Here is an 18,782-nt window from a genome sequence, read left to right on the forward strand (position 1 = left end):
GTTAAATTTTGCCTTGCCACCTAATGGTTTGCTTGCCACCCCATTTGCCACCTAATAAAAGTAAAACTATTGTATAGCAAAATTATGGAAACAAAAGTTAAAAAGTGGAATATAAACGTATTTTAGGTAATTTTTTATACAGTGAAAGCATGGTAAAAGAAGGTAAAAATACACTAAAAATATGTAATGGTGGGTTCACCAGGACTCGAACCTGGGACCATCCGGTTATGAGCCGGATGCTCTAACCAACTGAGCTATGAACCCATTAGCCAAATTGAAGTTGAGATTATATCACCTCGAAACTTATTTATCGCTAAATTTTGATTTAAAATTTTAAAAAATGTATAATTGCTCTTAAATTTATGAAACAAGAGCAGTAAAATGAACACAAATTTAACTAAAGCAATGCAAAAATTTTTAGATAATCCAACTAACGAAAACGAAAACACTCTCATAAACGAACTAAGAAAAGCCGAATTTATAGCACCTGTTATTATCAATCAAGCCTTAGCAAAGCCTGATGGAAAAGCGGTTTATGAGGAAGAAGGTTCAAATATCAAATTTATCCTACTTGAAGACGAAGAGAGCGGACTCAGCTATTTTCCAGCTTTTACAAGCAAAGAAGAGATGATGAAATGGAGAAGTGATAGCGAACAAGAGGTGTTAAATTTGCAGCTTAAAAACTATCTTGCTATGCTAGAAGCATCAAAAGAAAAATATGCAGGTATCGTTATAGACGCTTTCTCGTATAATCTAATATTAAATTGCGAAACAATTAAGAAAATTTGTGAAATTTGATCTCAAATTTCACTCACTCTGCATCTCATCGCTATCATCAAATCCAAGCTCAAGCGTCCTTATCTCGCCGATAGCGTTTCCTGCGATACCTTTGATCGAGCCAAACATCTCTATGGCATTATCGCGAACCTTTTCTATCTGCTTTTCGCGACTCTTCCAAATTTTCTTCATCGCGTTTTGCTCTTTTATGAGATCTTCTTGCATCGAGGTAAAGCCCTCAACAATCGCTTCTATACGCATCTTAAACTCATTGCTCGCTAGATAAGAGTAAAGAAGCTCGATCTTGTTGCTTCTGTTTTGCACCGAATTTTTAGCGAAATTTAGCTCGATTACCGAGTTTCTAAGCACGAAACTAAGCGCCTTAAACTCCTCATACGAGCACACCCACACGCCATCAACTAGCCCAAGTCGCTCCATATCTTTAGGACGCGCTTCACTTACAAGCACTCCCACATCAGCCCCGCTTGAGCGCATATCGGCTTTAAATTTCTCTATCCACTCGTTTGAAAAGTTCTTAGTCCGCTTGCTCTCATAGTAAATTTTGCCGCAGTTTTGCGCCTCTCTGGTATTAACCACCTGCATGCAGTCAGCGCCGTTTGCGCCCTTTTTTACCTCTTCTATGGTATCAAACGGAAATTTCGCCCTCAGCCACTCCTCTATCGCAAGCTCTTGCACTTCACCTTGAAGCTGCTGACTGCCCTGCTCTATGCGTCTTTGAGCTTCACTTAACTGCTTTTTAAGCACTTCCATCTGCTCATCTTTTTGGCGAAATTTAAGCTCGTTCGCAGACGAAATTTCCTTTTGCAAGCGCTCCTTTTCGGCTTGTAGCTTAGCCGAAAATTCAAGCTCGCTTTTAGCCTTTATGCTAGTTTCTAATTCATCTTTTTCGCGCTTAAGCTTTTCTATCTCCACGGTTTTTAAATTTAGCTCGCTAACCTGCTTTGACTTAGCTTCAAGCTCGGCTTTTAGCGCATTTACGGCGGCTAAATTTTCATTTTCAAATTTTATCTTTATCTGCGCTTCAAGCTCTTTTTGCTTGAGTTTTAAGGCTTCAGCTACTTTCGTATCAAATTCCGCCTGCTTTGCCTCAAGCTCTTTTTGCTTTGCGTTTAGCTGCTCCAGATGGGCTTTATACTGCTCTCTTTTAGCTTCAACCTCTTTTTCAAAGTTCTTTTTTTCGGCTGCTAATTTTTGGTTAAATTCCTGCTCAACTTGGCTTTTAAAAGCCGAATTTACATCTACATCAAAGCCGCAGTTTGGGCACTTTACGCTATCTTTCATCTACAGTCTCGTTTTCATCTTTTCAAATTCATCTTGCACGACTTGTTGATTTGGCTCGTTTGTCATCTTATCTATCGCATCACCCCACATACTAACAAAAACGATAGCGATACTTGAAGCAACAAACCCGGGCAAAATTTCATACACATAAGAATTTAATCCAAATGATATCCAAGCAAGCACCGTAGTGCCACCAACTATCATGCCGGCAAGTGCTGCAAGTGCGCTCATACGCTTCCAATAAAGGCTAAAAAGAAGCACAGGTCCAAAGCTTGCACCAAATCCGGCCCAAGCGTTGCCAACTACGCCTAGCACAGTGTCAGTCGAGCTAAACGCTAGTAGCGTAGCCACTAAAGCAACTGCGACCACAGCGTATCTGCCAAATGCAACTTGCGCCTTTTCATCTACCTCTTTTTTATAAAACGCTAGAATAAAGTCTTTAGTAACCGAGCTTGCACTTACTAAAAGCTGGCTTGAAATCGTGCTCATGATCGCTGAAAGAACGGCTGAAATGATAACTCCTACGATAAACGGATGAAACAAAGTCTCACCAAGCTTTAAAAACACTGTCTCAGGATCTTTTAGTGGCTGACCAAGCTGATTATAATAGACAAATCCGATAAGCCCGCTCATGATAGCGCCTATGAGCCCAAGCGCCATCCAGCCGATGCCTATCCTGCGTGCCTGCGCAAGCTCTGCCGAGCTTCTTATCGCCATAAAGCGCACTATGATATGAGGCTGACCAAAATATCCAAGCCCCCAAGCCATAAGACCCAAGACGCCTAAAAAGGTCTGATTATAAAATATATCAAGATGATTCTTGCTATACCTACTAATCTCACTCCACAAGCTAGTACTATCTGGCAAATTTAGATTTAAAAACGCAACAGCAGGCACTAAAACAAGTACTAAAAACATCAGCGTGCCCTGGAACGCGTCTGTTATGCAAACAGCCTTAAATCCTCCAAAAAAAGTATAAAAAACAACTATAAAAAGTGTAAATATAGCACCTATCTTAAAATCAAGCCCGAAAAAACTCTCAAAGCTCTTTCCGCCAGCGATTATGCCGCTGCTAACATATAATGTAAAGAATACAAGAATAATCATTCCGGAAACTATTCTAAGTATCTTTGTGTTGTCTTTAAAGCGGTTTTCTAAAAAGTCAGGAATAGTGATACTATCACTAGCAACCTCGGTATATACACGAAGTCTTTTTGCTAAAAAGCGATAATTACAATAAGCTCCAATAGTAAGCCCTATAGCTATCCACGCATTGGCAAGCCCTGTAGCATAAAGCGCTCCAGGAAGCCCTAGCAGCATCCAACCGCTCATGTCGCTAGCTCCTGCACTAAGAGCGGTCACAACGGGACCCAAGCGGCGATTATCCAGCAAATATTCGTTCATGCTGGCGTTTTTGTCATAAGCATATTTGCCCACTACAAGCAAAAATCCAAAATATATAGCAATCGCAATATAAGCGCTAAACTCCATAAATAAAGCCCTTGTAATAAAATTTAAAAATAGTATAGTAGCATTTAATTTATTAAAATTTAAAAAATATAGAGTATTTATTTAAAAATTTCAGCATCTTCTCTACGAAAAAGTAACCCAACTTAAGCAAAAAAATATTATTTTTTTTGTATATTCTACGTTTTATGTTTCACTTTAAAAAGGTAAAAAATTGAACGAGAGATTTTTTAAATTTTTATTCTTTATTTTTATAGTAGGATTTGGCACATACTACTTCTACCCTACCGAAATGAACGAAATTCAACGTATGGCCTACCTTAAAAGCTACGGTGTAACCCTAGGTCTTGCATCAGGCGGAATTTTAATAGGAATAGCACTCGGTTTTACTCTAGCGTTTCTAAAATTTTTAAATATCAAAATTTTAAATTTTATAATCGATGAATATATAGATATATTGCGTGGAACGCCTATACTATTACAGCTTTTAATCTTTTCTGTAGTGATTTTCGCTACTTGGAGCGATAACTTTTACGTAGCCATAATAGCTCTTGGACTAAACAGCTCCGCATATGTAGCAGAAATAGTAAGAGGCGGAGTAAATAGCGTAGATAAAGGCCAAATGGAAGCGGCTCGCGCAATGGGGCTAAACTATGGCATATCAATGAGAGAAGTAGTTTTCCCTCAGGCGACTAAAAATATCCTGCCAGCTCTTGCGAATGAATTTATCTCACTTTTTAAAGAGACATCGGTAGTTGGATTTATTAGCGTAGTTGATATTACAATGCAGAGTAAAAGTCTGCAAGCCGTATTTTATAACCCAAAGCCAATAATTTTTACCGGAGTAGTTTATTACGTAAGTATTAAAACACTTTCATTCCTGGCTAAAAAGCTTGAAGAGAGACTAAATAGAAATGATTGAGATTAGAAATTTAAATAAAAATTACGGCGATCTGCAAGTTTTAAAAGATATAAATGTAGATATCAAACAAGGCGAAGTAATAGCCATAATAGGTCCTAGTGGCGGAGGCAAAAGTACATTTTTACGCTGCATAAACCGTCTTGAAGAGCCAACAAGCGGGCACATCAAGATAAACGGTGAAGATATACTAAGTAAAAAGGGTGATATAAATAAAATTCGCCAAAAAGTTAGTATGGTTTTTCAGCACTTTAATCTATTTGCAAACAAAAACGTTTTAGAAAATTTGACTTTAGCGCCTATAAAAACAGGTCTAATGAGTGAAGCGGATGCGGAGAAAAAAGCACTTGAACTGCTTAAGAGCGTAGGATTAAGTGATAAAAAAGATGCATTTCCTCATAAGCTCTCAGGTGGTCAAAAGCAGCGTATAGCTATAGCTAGAGCTTTAGCTATGAATCCAGAGGTTATACTTTTTGATGAGCCCACATCTGCACTTGACCCTGAAATGATAGGCGAGGTGCTTGATATAATGAGAGATGTAGCCTCAAAGGGTATAACAATGCTTGTCGTTACGCATGAGATGGGATTTGCAAGAAATGTTGCCAATAGAATATTTTTCATGGATGGTGGTAAAATCACTGTGGATGATCAGCCTAAAAATGTCTTTGAAAACCCGCAAAATCAACGTTTAAAAGAATTTTTAAGTAAAGTTCTAAATCATTAAATTTATTGTATTATAATTAAAAAATTTTAAAAGGAGTATGCATGAAAAAATTGTTTGCTTTGTTTTTAGCGTCTTTTGTTTGGCTTGGAGCCACAGAACTTAAAATAGGTACAGCTGCTAACTATCCGCCATTTGAATTTATAAATGATCAAAATAAAATTACTGGTTTTGATATAGACTTGGTTCAAGAACTATCAAAAAGAGCAGGATTTGAATATAAATTCGTAAATATGAGCTTTGATGGAATCATTCCAGCTCTAAAAGCAGGCAAGATAGATGGTGTTGCGAGTGCCATGAGCGCTACCGACGAGAGAAGAAAATCTATAGATTTTACAAAATCTTACTATTCTACAGAAAATATATATCTGAAGAAAAAAAGTAACAATAAGATAACAGATAAAAAAAGCCTTAAAGGCAAAAAAATAGGCGCTCAACTAGGAACCGTGCAAGAAATCGCAGCAAAAGATATAGACGGAGCGAAGGTTGTGCCTGCAGAAGAGACTGTACCACTAATCCTTGGTCTAAAAGCCGGAAAGATGGATGCTGTAATACTTGATAGCTCCATAGGATACGGATACCTAAAACAAAATCCTGATCTAGTGGAGTTTTTTAAAGAATCTGACGGAAGCGAAGGCTTTTCTATGGCATTTGATAAGGGTAAACATAAAGAGCTTATAGAGAAGATAAATGCCGCTCTTGACGAGATCAAAAAAGATGGAACTTACGACAAGCTTTTAGAAAAATACGATCTTAAATAATGAATTTTCGCGCGATTTTTAAATCGAACTTTAAAGGTTGCGCGACTCTTCTATCTCTATTTTTTATATTTCAAGTACAAATTTTTGCCAAAGAAAGAGTGGTGGCTCTTTTTACGGAAAAGATTGAAGACACCTTTATTTTTAGAATAAATATCCTTAAAACAGCCCCTTGCAAGCTATATGGAATTAAGCTTTATGATGTTCAAAAATGCACAAAAGATAAAAAACTCATTGAGGAATTTAATAATTTTTACAAAGATCAAATTTACAAATTTATTAGACCTGGACAAAATTTCTATATATCCTCCAATAAAAACTTAGGCGATAGTTGGCTCTGTGAAGTAAGCAATGAGAGTAAAATTTTAAACAAAACTCTAGTAAAACACTCTCTTGCGATACCAAAAACAAAAGAGTACAAAAAGATAAAACTCAACAAGAAAAAGAGTGAAATCGAGAAGAAATTTCCTCAAATTTTTGAGTGCTTAAGCGGCAAAAAGTCTGAAACAAAAGAACCGGAAAAGCCAAAAGAGATAAACTCTACAAAAACACTAGAAGAAGAAAAGCCAAAGATCATAATAGAGTTTCGTAAGCAGTTTGGAGAGGATTTTGGAAGGGATTTTGGCGAATGATATATAAAAAATCGAACAAGGAAATAATATTTGTCTAAAATTTACGCTATCAGCGATGATATTTTAACTCCCGATGATACTATCTTAGAGCAAGCTCGTGAAATTTTAGAATGCGGGATAAAACATTTTCAATATAGAAGTAAAAAGGCCGTTAAAGATGAAAATTTAGCACGCAAGCTGCTAGAGCTTTGCGATGATTTCGAAGCGAAATTTATCGTAAACGACGATGTGACTTTTGCTAAAAAAATCGGAGCAAAATGCGTTCATATCGGTAAAGACGACGGCGACATAAAAGCCGTGCGAGAAATTTTAGGCAAAGATGCATTTATCGGAGTCAGCTGCTATAACGACGTAAATTTGGCTCTTAAGGCGCAAGACGCAGGAGCAAGCTACGTGGCATTTGGTAGCGTCTTTACAAGCCCTACAAAACCAGCAGCCACAAGATGCTCACTTGAAACGATAATGCAAGCTAAAGAAATTTTAGACATACCCATCTGCGTAATCGGCGGCATAAACGCTCAAAATATCGATAGAATTTTATCTCTTGAAATAGATCTTATCGCCGTTATCTCAGCTCTTTATAAACCTGAAAGCATAAGCGAAAATTACAGAAATTTAAGCAGGTTTTTGTAAATTTTTAAATTTTACCAGCAAATATCGAGTGAAGCGCAAGCTCCTCCCCCCAAACGTTTTTATGCTTCTCAATACTTTTTTTAATAGCGCTTATAAGATAAAGCACATCGTCTTTAGTATGTGTATAGTGCAGGCTCACTCTAACCCAGCCGGGCTTTTTGTCAAAAGCTTGATTGTCTTTTAAATTTAGTAAATCATGCCCGTAAGGTCCTGCACAAGCACATCCGGCTCGGGTTTGTATGCCGTAGTCATTACTAAGGGTTGCGGCAAAATCATAAGGCGAAACGCCTTTAACATTAAACGCAAATATCGGCACGCGAGCCAAATTTTTAGGTAAGTAGCATATCACGTCATCGATATTTGCAAGTTCGTTTGCAAACAGCTCGTTTAATTCATCTTCACGCTCTTTAATGCACTCAAATCCGATCTCGTTTCTAAGCTTATAGGCCAAATTTGCCCTTATCATCTGAATTATCCCCGGAGTGCCGCCCTCTTCTAACTGCTCGAAATTCTTTACAAATTGATGGCTCGTCCTGCTTACGTAAGCCACCGTTCCGCCTGCTGCAAAAGTAGGCTCACAGCTATCTATGAGCGATTTTCTAATCGCCAAAAGCCCGCAGCTTCCGACCCCGCCAAGCAGTTTGTGCGGAGCCAAAAACAGCGCGTCAAAGTAATTGCAATCCACATTGGCATAAGCGCTAATACTTGACGCATCAAGCGCAAGTACTCCGCCATGAGCTTTAATCATCTCATAAATTCTTTTGTAATCGCTAATAACGCCTGTAACGTTTGAAGCTGCGCTAAAAGAGGCGATGATCTCGCGGTTTTTATTCATCTCAAGCACACGCTCAAGCATTTTAAAATCAATTCCGCCGTCTTCATCAAGCCCTATTCTAAAGACATCGCACATACCTTCGCGAAAACTAACTTCGTTTGAGTGGTGTTCGTAAGGCCCCACGATAACTAAAGGCAAATTTGAAATCGCTTTTATATTGTATCTTTTGCGAGTATTTGGCGGTATATAAAGCCCCATGATCTCTTGAAATTTCTTTATCGCGGCACTTGCTCCGCTTCCGCAACCAATGAGATAGAACTCATCGTTAAGAGCAAGTAAATTTTTAAGCTCGCTTCTTGCGTTTTCGTATCTGCGCTGGGTTAAAATGGCATTTGATGAGCTGTCAGAATGTGTGTTGGCATAGGTTTTTAGAAATTTTAAAACTTCTTTTTCGATAGGCTCATAAGCAAGCCCCGAAGCGGTATAATCAAAATAATAAATTCCGTCTTTTAAAATGATATTTTTTCTAACTTCATCCAAATTCAGCACACTATCGCCTTAGTTTTTAAAAGTGATTATAACCAAAAGTGTGCTAAAATGGGCTAAAAAGGAGAACAAATCCATACGTTAAAATCCTCTTATAAACGCTTCAAACACCTTGATATACATGAGCTTATAAATTTCCATTGCGTTTTTGACGCTTATGATATAAGCCCAAATTTTTACGATGTTTTTGAGGCAATTGAGGTTTGTATAGTAAGAGAATTTCAAAATTTAAAACCAAAATTTAGCTTTAACACTCCGCTTAAAAACGAACTTAGCCTTGCACTAATGCGTCTTGCAAAAAGCGATAGAAAGCGGTTTAATATCCATAAAATTTTCTCCCAACAAGTCGCCAAACGAGTTTATAAAGAGCTTTTTGAAAGAGAGCTCATAAGTGTCGAAAAGAGCCTTGAAAAACCTATAAAAGCGCCAAAAGGACAGCTTTTAAAAAAGCATTTAAGAAGATATCAGGTAGAGGATAAAATACGTTTTAGCGATAATTTCACTAGATTTTGGTTTAGATTTATAGAGCCAAATTTAAGCCTGCTTGAAGAGGCTAAATTTGATAACGTTATGCGAGATATAAGGGCGAATTTTGATGATTATGCGAGCTTTGGGTTTGAGCTTGTTTGCAGGGAGCTTTTAGCGCACAAATTTGGCGTAAAATTTGATAGAGTAAGCAGCCTGTGGACAAGAGAGGTTGAGATCGATCTGTTTTTAAAAATTAACGAGCAGATCATAGTCGGAGAGGCGAAATTTAAAGAGCATAAGATATGTAAAAATGTGCTAAATTTGCTTGCTAAAAAATGTGGCAGATTGCAGCTTGAACCGTATAAATTTGCGCTTTTTTCAAAGAGCGGCTTTAGCAAAGAGCTTGAGAGATTAAAAGACGAGCGAGTGATGCTTTTTGATATGAAAGATTTTGAGGAGCTGATAAATGGATGAAAAAACAAGCATACAAGATGGGTTAAAAAGCCTGATAGAGCAGACTTATCTAATCGAGCAAGAGTATAAAAACCTCACGAATTCATACTCAAATTTGCAAAATTTCATAAAAGAGATCGTGGAAATTTTGCCTACCGCCATCTGGGTGATAGATGAAAAGGGCGAAATTTTCTTGCAAAACTCAGAAGCGCTTAAAATTCCAAAACTTTTAAATTTAATCGATGAAAACAGCGAAGAGATAGAGCTAAACGGTCAAATTTACCTCATAAAAACCACTCAAAAAAACGGTAAGAAAATCATCTCCGCAACCGACATCACCAAAGAAAAACGCACGGAACGACTAGCCTCTATGGGACAGGTTGCCGCCCATTTAGCTCACGAGATAAGAAATCCAATAGGCTCCATCTCGCTTCTAACCTCAACCCTTTTAAAGCGAGCCGATGAAAAAACAAAGCCCGCAGTAAGCGAAATTCAAAGGGCTATTTGGCGAGTAGAGCGTATCATCAAGGCAACCCTGCTCTTTACAAAAGGTCTTAGCATAAATCCTAGCGTGTTTAATTTTAACGAATTAAAAAGCGAATGCGAGGAAGCCATAGCTTATTACGCTTATTCAAAAGATATAAATTTCAACTTAAATTTTCCAAACGCTTACTATAATGGCGACAAAGACTTGCTTGCGATAGTCTTTCAAAACATGCTTTTTAACGCGATTGACGCGATTGAGCAAGGCGATGATGAAAGCGGGGAGATAAGGCTTGAATATGAAAAAACATCCCAGGAACATCGCTTCGTCATATTTGATAGCGGAGTAGATATAGCAAATGCGCAAATTGTCTTTGAGCCGTTTAAGACGAGCAAGCTTAAGGGTAACGGGCTTGGACTTCATCTGTGCTTGGAGATCATAAACGCACACAAAGGAAGTATCGAAATCATGCTAAATCCGAAGCGATTTTGCATAAATTTGCCTATTTACAAGGCAAAAAGCGAGTAAATTTATAAAACTTGAAAGGCAAAAATGAAACTTGATAGAAAAATTTTAGACGAATTAGAAATTTGGTACGAAGAGCTAAAGCCACTTAAGATGAGCGAGATTTTTAAAAACGGTGGCAAAAATATCGCCTTCGTAAGCGTAGATATGATAAACGGCTTTTGCTGTGAGGGCGCGTTATCTAGTCCAAGAGTGGGCGCTATAGCTAAAAATTTGGCAGATACATTTAAAAGAGCGCACGATGAGTTTGGCTTTAAAAATTTCATCTTGATCCAAGATAATCACGGTGAAATTTCAAGCGAATTTGACGCTTTCCCGCCACATGCGATAGCAGGAACGAGCGAGGCTGAGACGATAGATGAGCTTAAAAATTTAAGCTTTTTTGATGAGATGAAAATTTATTATAAAAACTCGATAAGTTCGGCGTATTGCGACGGATTTAACCGCTTTTTAGAGCAAAATAGGCACGTTGATACCTTCGTCATCTTTGGCGACTGCACCGATCTTTGCGTTTATAACCTCGCCCTTCACATCAAGCTAAGCGCAAACGAAAAAAACATAAAGCGCGAAGTTATTGTAGTAAGCGATCTGGTGCAAACTTACGACGCACCTTGGCACAACGGCGATTTTTATCATCTGGTATTTTTGCGCCACATGCAAATCGCGGCAAATATAAAAGTGATCAAATCTCTTAACTAAAACAATGTAGTCAAATTTGCTTTTTTGAGCTAAATTTGACTACCTAATCTCTCTTGGATGATAAATTTGCATGCCGTTTTCATCGCTTTGAGCGGCTTTTATCACGGCTTTTGCGATGTTAAATGGAGTCATTGGATGATGCACTCTAAAAAGACTCTTTGGGATAAATTTAAATAGCCAAACAGCAAACCTCTCGCCAAGCCTAAACTCATCTCGCTTAGCGTCAATGAGCGGCAAGCGAGCCACATGAAAGCTATGAAATCCAAGCTCTTTTATCTTCTTTTCTACTTCGCCTTTAACTCGCAGATAAAAGAATTTAGAATTTTTATCCGCTCCGTTTGAAGATACAAGCACGAAACGCTTTGTGCCGCCGTTTTTAGCCCAAGTAGCGATTTTGATCGTGTAATGAAAATCAACTTTTTTAAACCTCTCTTTTGAGCCAGCCTGCTTGATAGTCGTGCCAAGCGCGCAGAAAACTTCATCCACAAAAAGGCTTGGCAAATTTGAAATTTCATCAAAATTTACTATCTTAACTTCTAGCTTTTCGTGGCTAATTTTAAGCTCCTTGCGAGCAAGCACAATCAATTTAGCATAATTCTCATGCTCGCAAAGCTGCTTTACAAGCTCGCTTCCGACCGCTCCTGTAGCGCCTACAACCAAGGCTGTTTTCATTTACGCTCTTATCTTATGCTGCTGATTCGCTCTTCAAACCCGTCTCTAACCGAAATTTGTGTATCGTAGACTAAAATTTGATTTTGCTGCGGATTTGATATGCGAACGATAAGTTTTTTGGTATTACTTTCGGCACTTGCCTTATGCTCGGCCATCGCTAAGCGGTAGATGTTTGTCACCATATCCTTGCTAAGCTGGGCTATATCCAAGTTTACTTCAAGCGGAGTTAAATTTCTAGGCTTTTCACCATAGCTTGAGCCGCCATTTGAGACGTTTTGAGAGCTGCTGTTACCGTTAAAATTTCGCTTCTTAAAGGTTCGCGCCTTGAAATTCATATCTTTAGCATCCTCAAGACTAACCATCTCTATAAGCCTTATGCGGTTAAACTGTCCGTCTCGAGAAAAATTTATCTTAAAGGCGTAAGGAGTCTCATAAACTGCATTTCCAAGCTTTTCAAGCTCGGCAAGTTCGCGATCAAATAGCGTTATTTCGATATTTCCGTGAAAATCAAGCACGTTTAAGGTGCCGATTTTCTTGCCGCTATTTTTAGCTATCCTCGTGCTGATATCTTCGATCTTTCCCACTACAAGCAGCTCCGCACTCTCGCCCACGCTTTCAAATTCCGAGCTTAAAGTGTAGCTTATCTCGTCAATTTGCGCCTTAAAGTCCTGCAAAGGATGACCCGAAAGATAAATTCCCACGCTATCTCTTTCGTATAAAAGCCTCTCTTTTAGCTCAAATTCCGTATCGTCCGCCAGCAAATTTACCTTCACGTTATTCATGCTCTCATCTTCACCAAAGAGGCTTTCTGCACTATTTTTCTTGATCTGAGCGGCACTCTTGCAAGCTTCCATTATGTTATCAAGGTTGTTATAAAGCATCTTTCTGGTAAAGCCAAAGGTGTCAAAAGCGCCTGATTTTATGAGGCTTTCAACAACTCTTCTATTTACCCTAAAGCTGTCTATACGCGAAACAAAATCGTCAAGCTCTTTAAATTCTCCATTTTTACGCTCTTCAATAATATTTTCTATCGCTGCACCGCCAACGCCCTTAATTGCTCCAAGACCGTAAATAATAGCGTCGCTTCCGTTTTCGCTAACAACGCTAAATTCTTTCATTGAACGGTTTATAGACGGTGGAAGGATAGATATACCCATGCGCTTTGTTTCATCTATATATCTTACAATCTTATCAACATTGTCTTCTTCACTCGTTAAAAGAGCTGCCATAAATTCGGCAGGATAATAGGTCTTTAGATATGCGGTTTGAAAGATTATCATCGCATAAGCTGTGGCATGCGATTTGTTAAATCCGTAAGAGGCAAATTTCAAAATCAAATCAAAAAGTTCTCCTGATTTGTGTGGATCAAAACCTTCCTTAACCGCACCCTTAACAAACAAATCTTTTTGTTGTTGCAAAAGCTCCGGATTTTTTTTGCCCATCGCTCGACGTACCATATCAGCTCCTCCAAGACTAAATCCGCCTATAGTTTGAACTATCTGCATAACTTGTTCTTGATAAACCATGACTCCGTAAGTAGGAGCCAAAATAGGCTCAAGTTCCGGAAAAATATATGTTATCTCAGATTCTTGATGTTTCCCTGCAACAAAATCAGGAATAAGATCCATAGGTCCCGGACGATAAAGTGCAACCATCGCGATAATGTCATCAAAACAGTCAGGCTTTAGGCTAAAGCCAAGCTTACGCATACCTTCACCCTCAACCTGAAAGAGTCCTATGGCCTGACCATTTTGAATAATCTCATAAGTTTTTTTATCGTTTATATCAATCGTCTCCCAAATAATATCCTTGCCAAAGCGATTTTTGATAAGCTTTATAGCGTTATTAATAACTGTTAAGGTTTTAAGTCCAAGGAAGTCAAATTTGATAAGATCCACATCCTCAAGATACTTTAGACTGTATTGTGTTACATAGTGATCTTCTGCGCTATTTGGCTGTCGAAACAGCGGGGCTTTGTTCCAAAGTTCTTCGTTTGAGATAACCACTCCTGCCGCGTGCATGCCTGCGTTGCGGTTTAAACCCTCCAGATCAAGTGCAAATTTCCAAATTCTAGCTGCGTTTGCATTTTTATCGATAAGCTCTTTTATCTTTGGCTCTTTTTCAAAGGCTTTTTCAAGAGTTATATTAAGCTCATCAGGTATGAGCTTAGCCATAGCGTCAGCCTCGGCATAGGGCATGTTACAAACCCGCGCGACATCACGGATAACGCCTTTTGCAAGCAATTTACCAAACGTTATAACCTGAGCTACGTTAAATTTGCCGTATTTTTCGATAACATAATCAATTATCTCACCTCTTCTATCCTGACAAAAATCCACGTCGATATCGGGCATGCTTACCCGCTCGGGATTTAAAAACCTCTCAAAAAGCAGATTGTAAGGTATAGGATCGATATCGGTTATCCTAAGGCTATACGCCACCAAGCTTCCTACTGCGGAACCACGCCCGGGACCCACCGGCACTCCGCGCTTCTTAGCCTCTCTTATAAAATCCCACACTATCATCATATAGCCCGGAAAATTCATCTTATTTATGATATCTATCTCGACCTCAAGGCGCTTCTTATACTCTTCGTGCTTTTCCTCAGGCACAAATTTAAGCCGCTCGGCAAGACCGTTTCTACACTCATGCTCAAAAAATACCGAGTCGTTTGCAAAGCTGTAGCGATTATCAGGTTCCGGTAGGCTAAGTCCGCGCTCTGCCGCACACTCAAGGGTAAATTTGAAATTTGGCGGAGTAGCGTCGCCTAGTTTTATTTCAAGATTGCATTTCTCCGCGATCTCTTGCGTATTTGTGATGGCTTCAGGGATATCTGCAAAAAGCTCGCTCATCTGTGCGGGAGTCTTAACGTAAAATTCATGCACACTATGGCGCAAGCGGTTTGGATCATCAAGCAGTTTGTTCATCGCAATGCACATGAAAACTTCGTGCGCGTCGGCTCTTTGCTGAAACGTATAGTGCGTGTCGTTAGTAGCGATAACCTTGATATCAAGCTCTTTTGCTATACGTAAAATTTGATCATCAATCCTGCGCTGATCACCGATACCGTGGCGCATGATCTCAAGATAAAAATCCTCACCGAAAATTTCCTTATACTCGCGCGCCACTTCAAGCGCTTTTTCATATCCGCCCGCTCCGTAGCGCAAATTTCGTTCGCTTTCGTTTAGATGCCAATTCACTTCGCCTTGAAGGCAAGCGGAGCTGCATATCACGCCCTCGCTATGCTCTCTTAACAGTTTTTTATTGATACGCGGATAATAGTAAAAGCCCTCTATATAGCTCATCGAGCTTAGATACATCAAATTTTTATAACCGATCTCGTTTTTAGCAAAAAGACACAGGTGAAAGCGCTGTTTGGAACTCTTATCTCCGACATCTTCGCTGTTGTGTATATAAGCTTCTATACCGATTATCGGCTTTATGCCCTCGCCCTTCATCGTCTTGTAAAAATCAATTGCGCCAAACATATTTCCATGATCTGTTATTGCTACTGAGCTTACGCCTTGTTTTTTAAGCGTTTTGGCAAGCTCTTTTATCTTGTTGGCTCCGTCAAGCAAGGAGTATTCGGTATGCAGATGTAAGTGTGTAAAATCGCTCATAATCATTCCTTTATTAGGCTTGATTTTACAAAATAGTAGCTTTTAGAGCGCTTTTATATGGCTTATATTTTCTTTAAAGACTTCGAGTAAATTTGATAAAGTATCGCATTTTGCCTCGTTTAAGCCGAGTTTTTTAGCTAGAAATTTATAGTGAATTTTTGCACCGTCTTTTAAATTCACAGCAGGCGCATTTGAAGTTTTTGATAGTTTTTTATCTCCGCTTTTAAGCAGGCTATGATGGATGAAATTTGAGTTTTTGAAATTTAATCCAAGCAAATTTGCCGTATATTTTTGAGCTGCCGAACACTCAAGCAGATCCTCTCCTCGCACGAGCAAATTTACTCCAAGCATCTCGTCATCAATAAGGCTTGCAAGGTTATAAGCGGCGGTGCCGTCTTTTTTATATATTATAAAATCGCCCATGTCTTCAGCCAAATTTATACTTTTGCTTTGGTTTAAATTTGCAAGCCCAAATTTTGTGCCGTCACAACCAACTTCTATCATCTCATCGCTATTTACGTGAAGTCTGACGCAGGTTTTACCCGGAGTAAATTTTAGATTTTTATTTAGGCAAATTTGTTTATAGATGCCGTTTTCAAAGGAATTTCTCATCGAATGAGAGCACTCGCAAGCATAGCAAACTCCTAAATTTTCAAGTCTCTTAAGCGCGGTTTCGTAGTTTGAAGCTCTAAATTTGGAGCTAAATTTTGATTCAAATTCAGCCACCGAACTAGCTCCGCCGTCAAAATCAATACCAAGCATATCAAGCACACGAAATATGTTTTCGGTATATTGGCTTTTGTATCTCACAAAATCGTAATCATCGATGCGAAGATATAAAATTCCATCAAGCGTGCGGGTAAAAAGATATGTTAAAAGAAAGTTATATACATTTCCTGCATGAAGAAATCCGCTAGGTGTAGGAGCTATACGAGAGATGATCTGCTGGTTCATAAAAACAGCTTCAAACCAAACCTAAAATTTAGCAATAAAGGCTTAAAAAATTTAAAAACTAGAGAGTTTAAAAACAGAAATTTAAATCGCATAAATTTTAAAAAGCCGCCCAAGCGAGCGGCTAAATTTTACTCTTTTGGGCGAGCTTCATTTACTCTTAAAGCCCTTCCGCCTACCTCTTTGTCATTTAACGCTTCTATCGCCTTGACTGCTTCGGCATCATCCATTTCAACAAATCCAAACCCTTTTGAGCGATTTGTCTCTCGATCTTTAACGATTCTTGCACGTTTTACTTCACCAAATGGCGAAAAAGTATCCTTAAGCTCTGCCTCAGTCATGCGATATGACAAGTTACCGACGTAAATATTCACAGTAACGTTTCCTTAAAATCAAATTTCCGATAAAATCGGTTGCTTGATGATACCTGAATTTACAAAAAATAGCTAGTAAATTTGGCATTTGTAAGCAAATTTAACTCAATTTTACACAGTAAATAAAAGACCCTCTTTTACCTCTTTGTAAATTTTCTCTCCGCAGAGATTTTTAACCAGCTCAAGCGCAAATTCCATAGCCGTAGCAGGACCTCGAGAAGTAATGATGTTGCCGTCTTTTACGACATTTTGAGAGCTTATATATCCGCTATCTTTAACGTGAGCTTCAAAGCTTGGATAGCAAGTGTAGCTCTCTTTTATCACGCCGGCCTTTGCTAAAGCCATAGGAGCTGCGCAAATGGCGCCTATAAATTTGCCTTTGCTATCAAATTCTTTTAAAAGCGCTTGAAGTTTAGCGCTGTTTGCTAGGTGTTCCGCTCCCGGCAAGCCTCCTGGAAGCACTATCATGTCAAACTCGCTTTCGCAAATTTTTTCAAGCGTAGTGTCGGCATGAACTTTTACGCCATGAGCTCCTGTAAGAATATCCGCATCAAGTCCTACAAATTTCGCCTGGGCTCCCGCTCTTTTTAATACATCGATAATTGTTATCGCTTCAATCTCTTCAAAGCCGTTTGCAAGCATTACAGCTACTTTTTTCATATCTGCTCCTTTAAAGTTGTTTCTTAATTATACGTTAGATTAACTGAATTTGTGTTAGAATTCAAAACTTCTTGACAAGAAAGGACATAAATGGAAGTAAAGATTACTTATTGTAATTCTTGAAATTACAAACCGACAGCTTCTCGTGTAGAAGAAAAAATACTTTCAGAAATCAAAGGTGCTAGGGTTAGCAAGGTCGTCGGAAGTGGCGGAAATTTCATAGTCGAAGTTGATGGAAAAGTTGTATTTTCCAAAAAAGATCTGATAGGCACTACCGTAAATGCTCTACCAAATAACGAAGAGATCGAAGCTTTGGTGCAAAGCCTAAAATCCGCTTAAATTCTAAAGAGCCAAAGCTAAATTCGGCTTTGGCTTTCTCAACTAAATTTGCAAAGCTTTAACTTAAATTTTAAGACTCAAGTTGCTTTCAAAACTTATTTATTAGCTCTCTCGATATACTCACCTCTAACGGTATCTACGCGGATAACTTCGCCTTCAAGCACGTGAAAAGGGATTTGCACGACAGCACCACTTTCAAGCGTAGCAGGCTTTTTACCGCCTTGTGTGTCGCCCTTGAAATTTGGCGGAGTCTCTACTATCTTTAGCTCAACCACTTGAGGCACCTCGACACCGATAGCCTTGCCGTTGTGGAACAAGATATCAACCATCATGCCGTCTATCATCCATTTTTTAACTTCGCCCACATCATCGTCACTGATCGCTACTTGCTCGTAAGTCGCCGTATCCATAAACTGGCAATACTCACCGTCATCGTAAAGATACTGCATCTGCTTTTCTTCCAAATTTGGCTGATCTGCCTTATCGCCTGCGTGAAATGTCTTTTCCAGCACTTTACCGTCGATAAATGACTTGATCTTGGCTCTTACGAAAGCTGCTCCTTTGCCCGGTTTTACGTGTTGGTATTCAACCACTTTGTAAGGAACGCCGTCTAATTCGATCTTTAAGCCCTTTTTTAAATCTCCCATTGAGTATGTTGCCATAAATTCTCCTTATTAAATAATCGCCGATTATATCAAAATTACAATTATAGATTTATTATTTTAAAAATTGTGTAGCTAAAAGGCTTATTTTTCACCGAATTTAAAAGTCCCTTTTTTCTTTTCACTTCCATCTGATTGAGAATATATCTCTCTCATAAGCTGTTCACTTACACTTGGATTATCTTCTTTTATCTTTTGAAATTTTTTCTTTTCGGTTAAAATTCTCTCGAAACTCTGAGTGCTTCGTCTCTGTGCCTCACTCTCACATCCTATAATAAAAAATAAAGTCAAACAAAAAATCAAAATTCGAAAATAATTCATATAAATTCACTACTCCGTAAATAT

At 38.6% G+C, this 18,782-nt stretch carries 20 protein-coding genes and 1 tRNA gene; 10 read left to right on the plus strand and 11 right to left on the minus strand.

All coding sequences use genetic code 11. From position 1 onward, the window contains the following. Nucleotides 1–187 precede the first annotated feature (187 nt). Nucleotides 188–264 (minus strand) — tRNA-Ile (locus CDOM16190_RS01230). Between the two features lie 117 nt (nt 265–381). Here CDOM16190_RS01230 and CDOM16190_RS01235 point away from each other — a divergent pair. After that, nucleotides 382–798, plus strand: a complete 417-nt coding sequence (locus CDOM16190_RS01235) for an SseB family protein (RefSeq protein ID WP_170018545.1) — start codon at nt 382–384, stop codon at nt 796–798. Between the two features lie 9 nt (nt 799–807). Here CDOM16190_RS01235 and CDOM16190_RS01240 read toward each other — a convergent pair whose 3' ends face one another. Together CDOM16190_RS01240 and putP are read right to left on the minus strand one after the other, a co-directional pair. Beyond that, nucleotides 808–2,079 carry a DUF2130 domain-containing protein gene (locus tag CDOM16190_RS01240; RefSeq protein WP_170018546.1) on the minus strand — a complete coding sequence of 424 codons (1,272 nt, stop codon included), beginning with the start codon at nt 2,077–2,079 and terminating at the stop codon, nt 808–810. Further along, on the minus strand, nt 2,080–3,570 hold the full coding sequence (putP, locus tag CDOM16190_RS01245) for a sodium/proline symporter PutP (RefSeq protein WP_170018547.1): 1,491 nt from the start codon (nt 3,568–3,570) through the stop codon (nt 2,080–2,082). A 190-nt stretch (nt 3,571–3,760) separates the two neighbouring features. On the opposite strand from putP, the gene CDOM16190_RS01250 reads away from it, so the two are divergent. The 5 genes from CDOM16190_RS01250 to thiE all read left to right on the plus strand — a co-directional run bounded on the left by CDOM16190_RS01250 (nt 3,761) and on the right by thiE (nt 7,209). Beyond that, on the plus strand, nt 3,761–4,468 hold the full coding sequence (locus CDOM16190_RS01250) for an amino acid ABC transporter permease (protein ID WP_169974203.1): 708 nt from the start codon (nt 3,761–3,763) through the stop codon (nt 4,466–4,468). Then, nucleotides 4,461–5,189, plus strand: coding sequence for an amino acid ABC transporter ATP-binding protein (locus CDOM16190_RS01255; RefSeq protein WP_170018548.1), 729 nt, complete (start codon nt 4,461–4,463; stop codon nt 5,187–5,189). Before CDOM16190_RS01250 ends, CDOM16190_RS01255 begins: the two co-directional genes overlap by 8 nt. 41 nt (nt 5,190–5,230) lie before the next feature. Then, on the plus strand, nt 5,231–5,947 hold the full coding sequence (locus CDOM16190_RS01260) for a basic amino acid ABC transporter substrate-binding protein (protein ID WP_170018549.1): 717 nt from the start codon (nt 5,231–5,233) through the stop codon (nt 5,945–5,947). A gap of 101 nt (nt 5,948–6,048) precedes the next feature. Next, nucleotides 6,049–6,576, plus strand: a complete 528-nt coding sequence (locus CDOM16190_RS01265) for a hypothetical protein (RefSeq protein WP_170018550.1) — start codon at nt 6,049–6,051, stop codon at nt 6,574–6,576. A gap of 30 nt (nt 6,577–6,606) precedes the next feature. Then, a complete protein-coding gene (gene thiE, locus CDOM16190_RS01270) occupies nt 6,607–7,209 on the plus strand; it encodes a thiamine phosphate synthase (protein WP_170018551.1) in 603 nt (200 codons plus the stop codon). Between the two features lie 4 nt (nt 7,210–7,213). Here thiE and CDOM16190_RS01275 read toward each other — a convergent pair whose 3' ends face one another. Then, entirely contained in the window at nt 7,214–8,533 is a 1,320-nt protein-coding gene (locus CDOM16190_RS01275; protein ID WP_170018552.1) for an aminotransferase class V-fold PLP-dependent enzyme, read from the minus strand. Nucleotides 8,534–8,815: 282 nt separating this feature from the next. Here CDOM16190_RS01275 and CDOM16190_RS01280 point away from each other — a divergent pair, with 282 nt between their 5' ends. Genes CDOM16190_RS01280 through CDOM16190_RS01290 form a run of 3 tightly spaced genes read left to right on the plus strand, consistent with a single transcriptional unit; the run spans nt 8,816 to nt 11,159 of the window. Next, entirely contained in the window at nt 8,816–9,472 is a 657-nt protein-coding gene (locus CDOM16190_RS01280) for a DUF234 domain-containing protein (RefSeq protein ID WP_249934085.1), read from the plus strand. After that, a complete protein-coding gene (locus CDOM16190_RS01285; protein ID WP_170018553.1) occupies nt 9,465–10,463 on the plus strand; it encodes a sensor histidine kinase in 999 nt (332 codons plus the stop codon). The genes CDOM16190_RS01280 and CDOM16190_RS01285 overlap by 8 nt, the downstream gene beginning before the upstream one ends. Nucleotides 10,464–10,487: 24 nt before the next feature. After that, nucleotides 10,488–11,159: a cysteine hydrolase family protein gene (locus CDOM16190_RS01290; protein WP_170018554.1), complete on the plus strand. Its 672-nt coding sequence runs from the start codon at nt 10,488–10,490 to the stop codon at nt 11,157–11,159. 39 nt (nt 11,160–11,198) lie between these two features. Here CDOM16190_RS01290 and CDOM16190_RS01295 read toward each other — a convergent pair whose 3' ends face one another. The 5 genes from CDOM16190_RS01295 to CDOM16190_RS01315 all read right to left on the minus strand — a co-directional run bounded on the left by CDOM16190_RS01295 (nt 11,199) and on the right by CDOM16190_RS01315 (nt 17,436). Continuing rightward, nucleotides 11,199–11,831, minus strand: a complete 633-nt coding sequence (locus CDOM16190_RS01295) for an NAD(P)H-binding protein (protein WP_170018555.1) — start codon at nt 11,829–11,831, stop codon at nt 11,199–11,201. 8 nt (nt 11,832–11,839) lie between these two features. Beyond that, nucleotides 11,840–15,451, minus strand: a complete 3,612-nt coding sequence (gene dnaE / locus CDOM16190_RS01300) for a DNA polymerase III subunit alpha (protein WP_170018556.1) — start codon at nt 15,449–15,451, stop codon at nt 11,840–11,842. Between the two features lie 42 nt (nt 15,452–15,493). Next, nucleotides 15,494–16,405, minus strand: a complete 912-nt coding sequence (locus CDOM16190_RS01305; RefSeq protein WP_170018557.1) for a glutamate--tRNA ligase family protein — start codon at nt 16,403–16,405, stop codon at nt 15,494–15,496. 128 nt (nt 16,406–16,533) lie between these two features. Continuing rightward, on the minus strand, nt 16,534–16,776 hold the full coding sequence (rbp, locus tag CDOM16190_RS01310) for an RNA-binding regulator (RefSeq protein WP_170018558.1): 243 nt from the start codon (nt 16,774–16,776) through the stop codon (nt 16,534–16,536). A gap of 111 nt (nt 16,777–16,887) precedes the next feature. Beyond that, complete coding sequence (locus tag CDOM16190_RS01315; RefSeq protein WP_170018559.1) at nt 16,888–17,436, minus strand: DJ-1 family glyoxalase III; 549 nt, start codon at nt 17,434–17,436, stop codon at nt 16,888–16,890. A gap of 90 nt (nt 17,437–17,526) precedes the next feature. Between CDOM16190_RS01315 and CDOM16190_RS10810 the strand changes: the two genes are divergently transcribed. Further along, entirely contained in the window at nt 17,527–17,775 is a 249-nt protein-coding gene (locus CDOM16190_RS10810) for a SelT/SelW/SelH family (seleno)protein (RefSeq protein ID WP_260952424.1), read from the plus strand. 95 nt (nt 17,776–17,870) lie between these two features. Here CDOM16190_RS10810 and efp read toward each other — a convergent pair whose 3' ends face one another. After that, nucleotides 17,871–18,437, minus strand: a complete 567-nt coding sequence (gene efp, locus CDOM16190_RS01325) for an elongation factor P (protein ID WP_169974229.1) — start codon at nt 18,435–18,437, stop codon at nt 17,871–17,873. 84 nt (nt 18,438–18,521) lie between these two features. After that, the gene (locus CDOM16190_RS01330; protein WP_170018560.1) at nt 18,522–18,758 is read right to left on the minus strand and encodes a hypothetical protein; all 237 of its coding nucleotides are present in this window, start codon (nt 18,756–18,758) and stop codon (nt 18,522–18,524) included. Nucleotides 18,759–18,782 lie beyond the last annotated feature (24 nt).

The organism is Campylobacter sp. RM16190 (assembly GCF_012978835.1).
Taxonomy (GTDB): Bacteria; Campylobacterota; Campylobacteria; order Campylobacterales; family Campylobacteraceae; genus Campylobacter_A.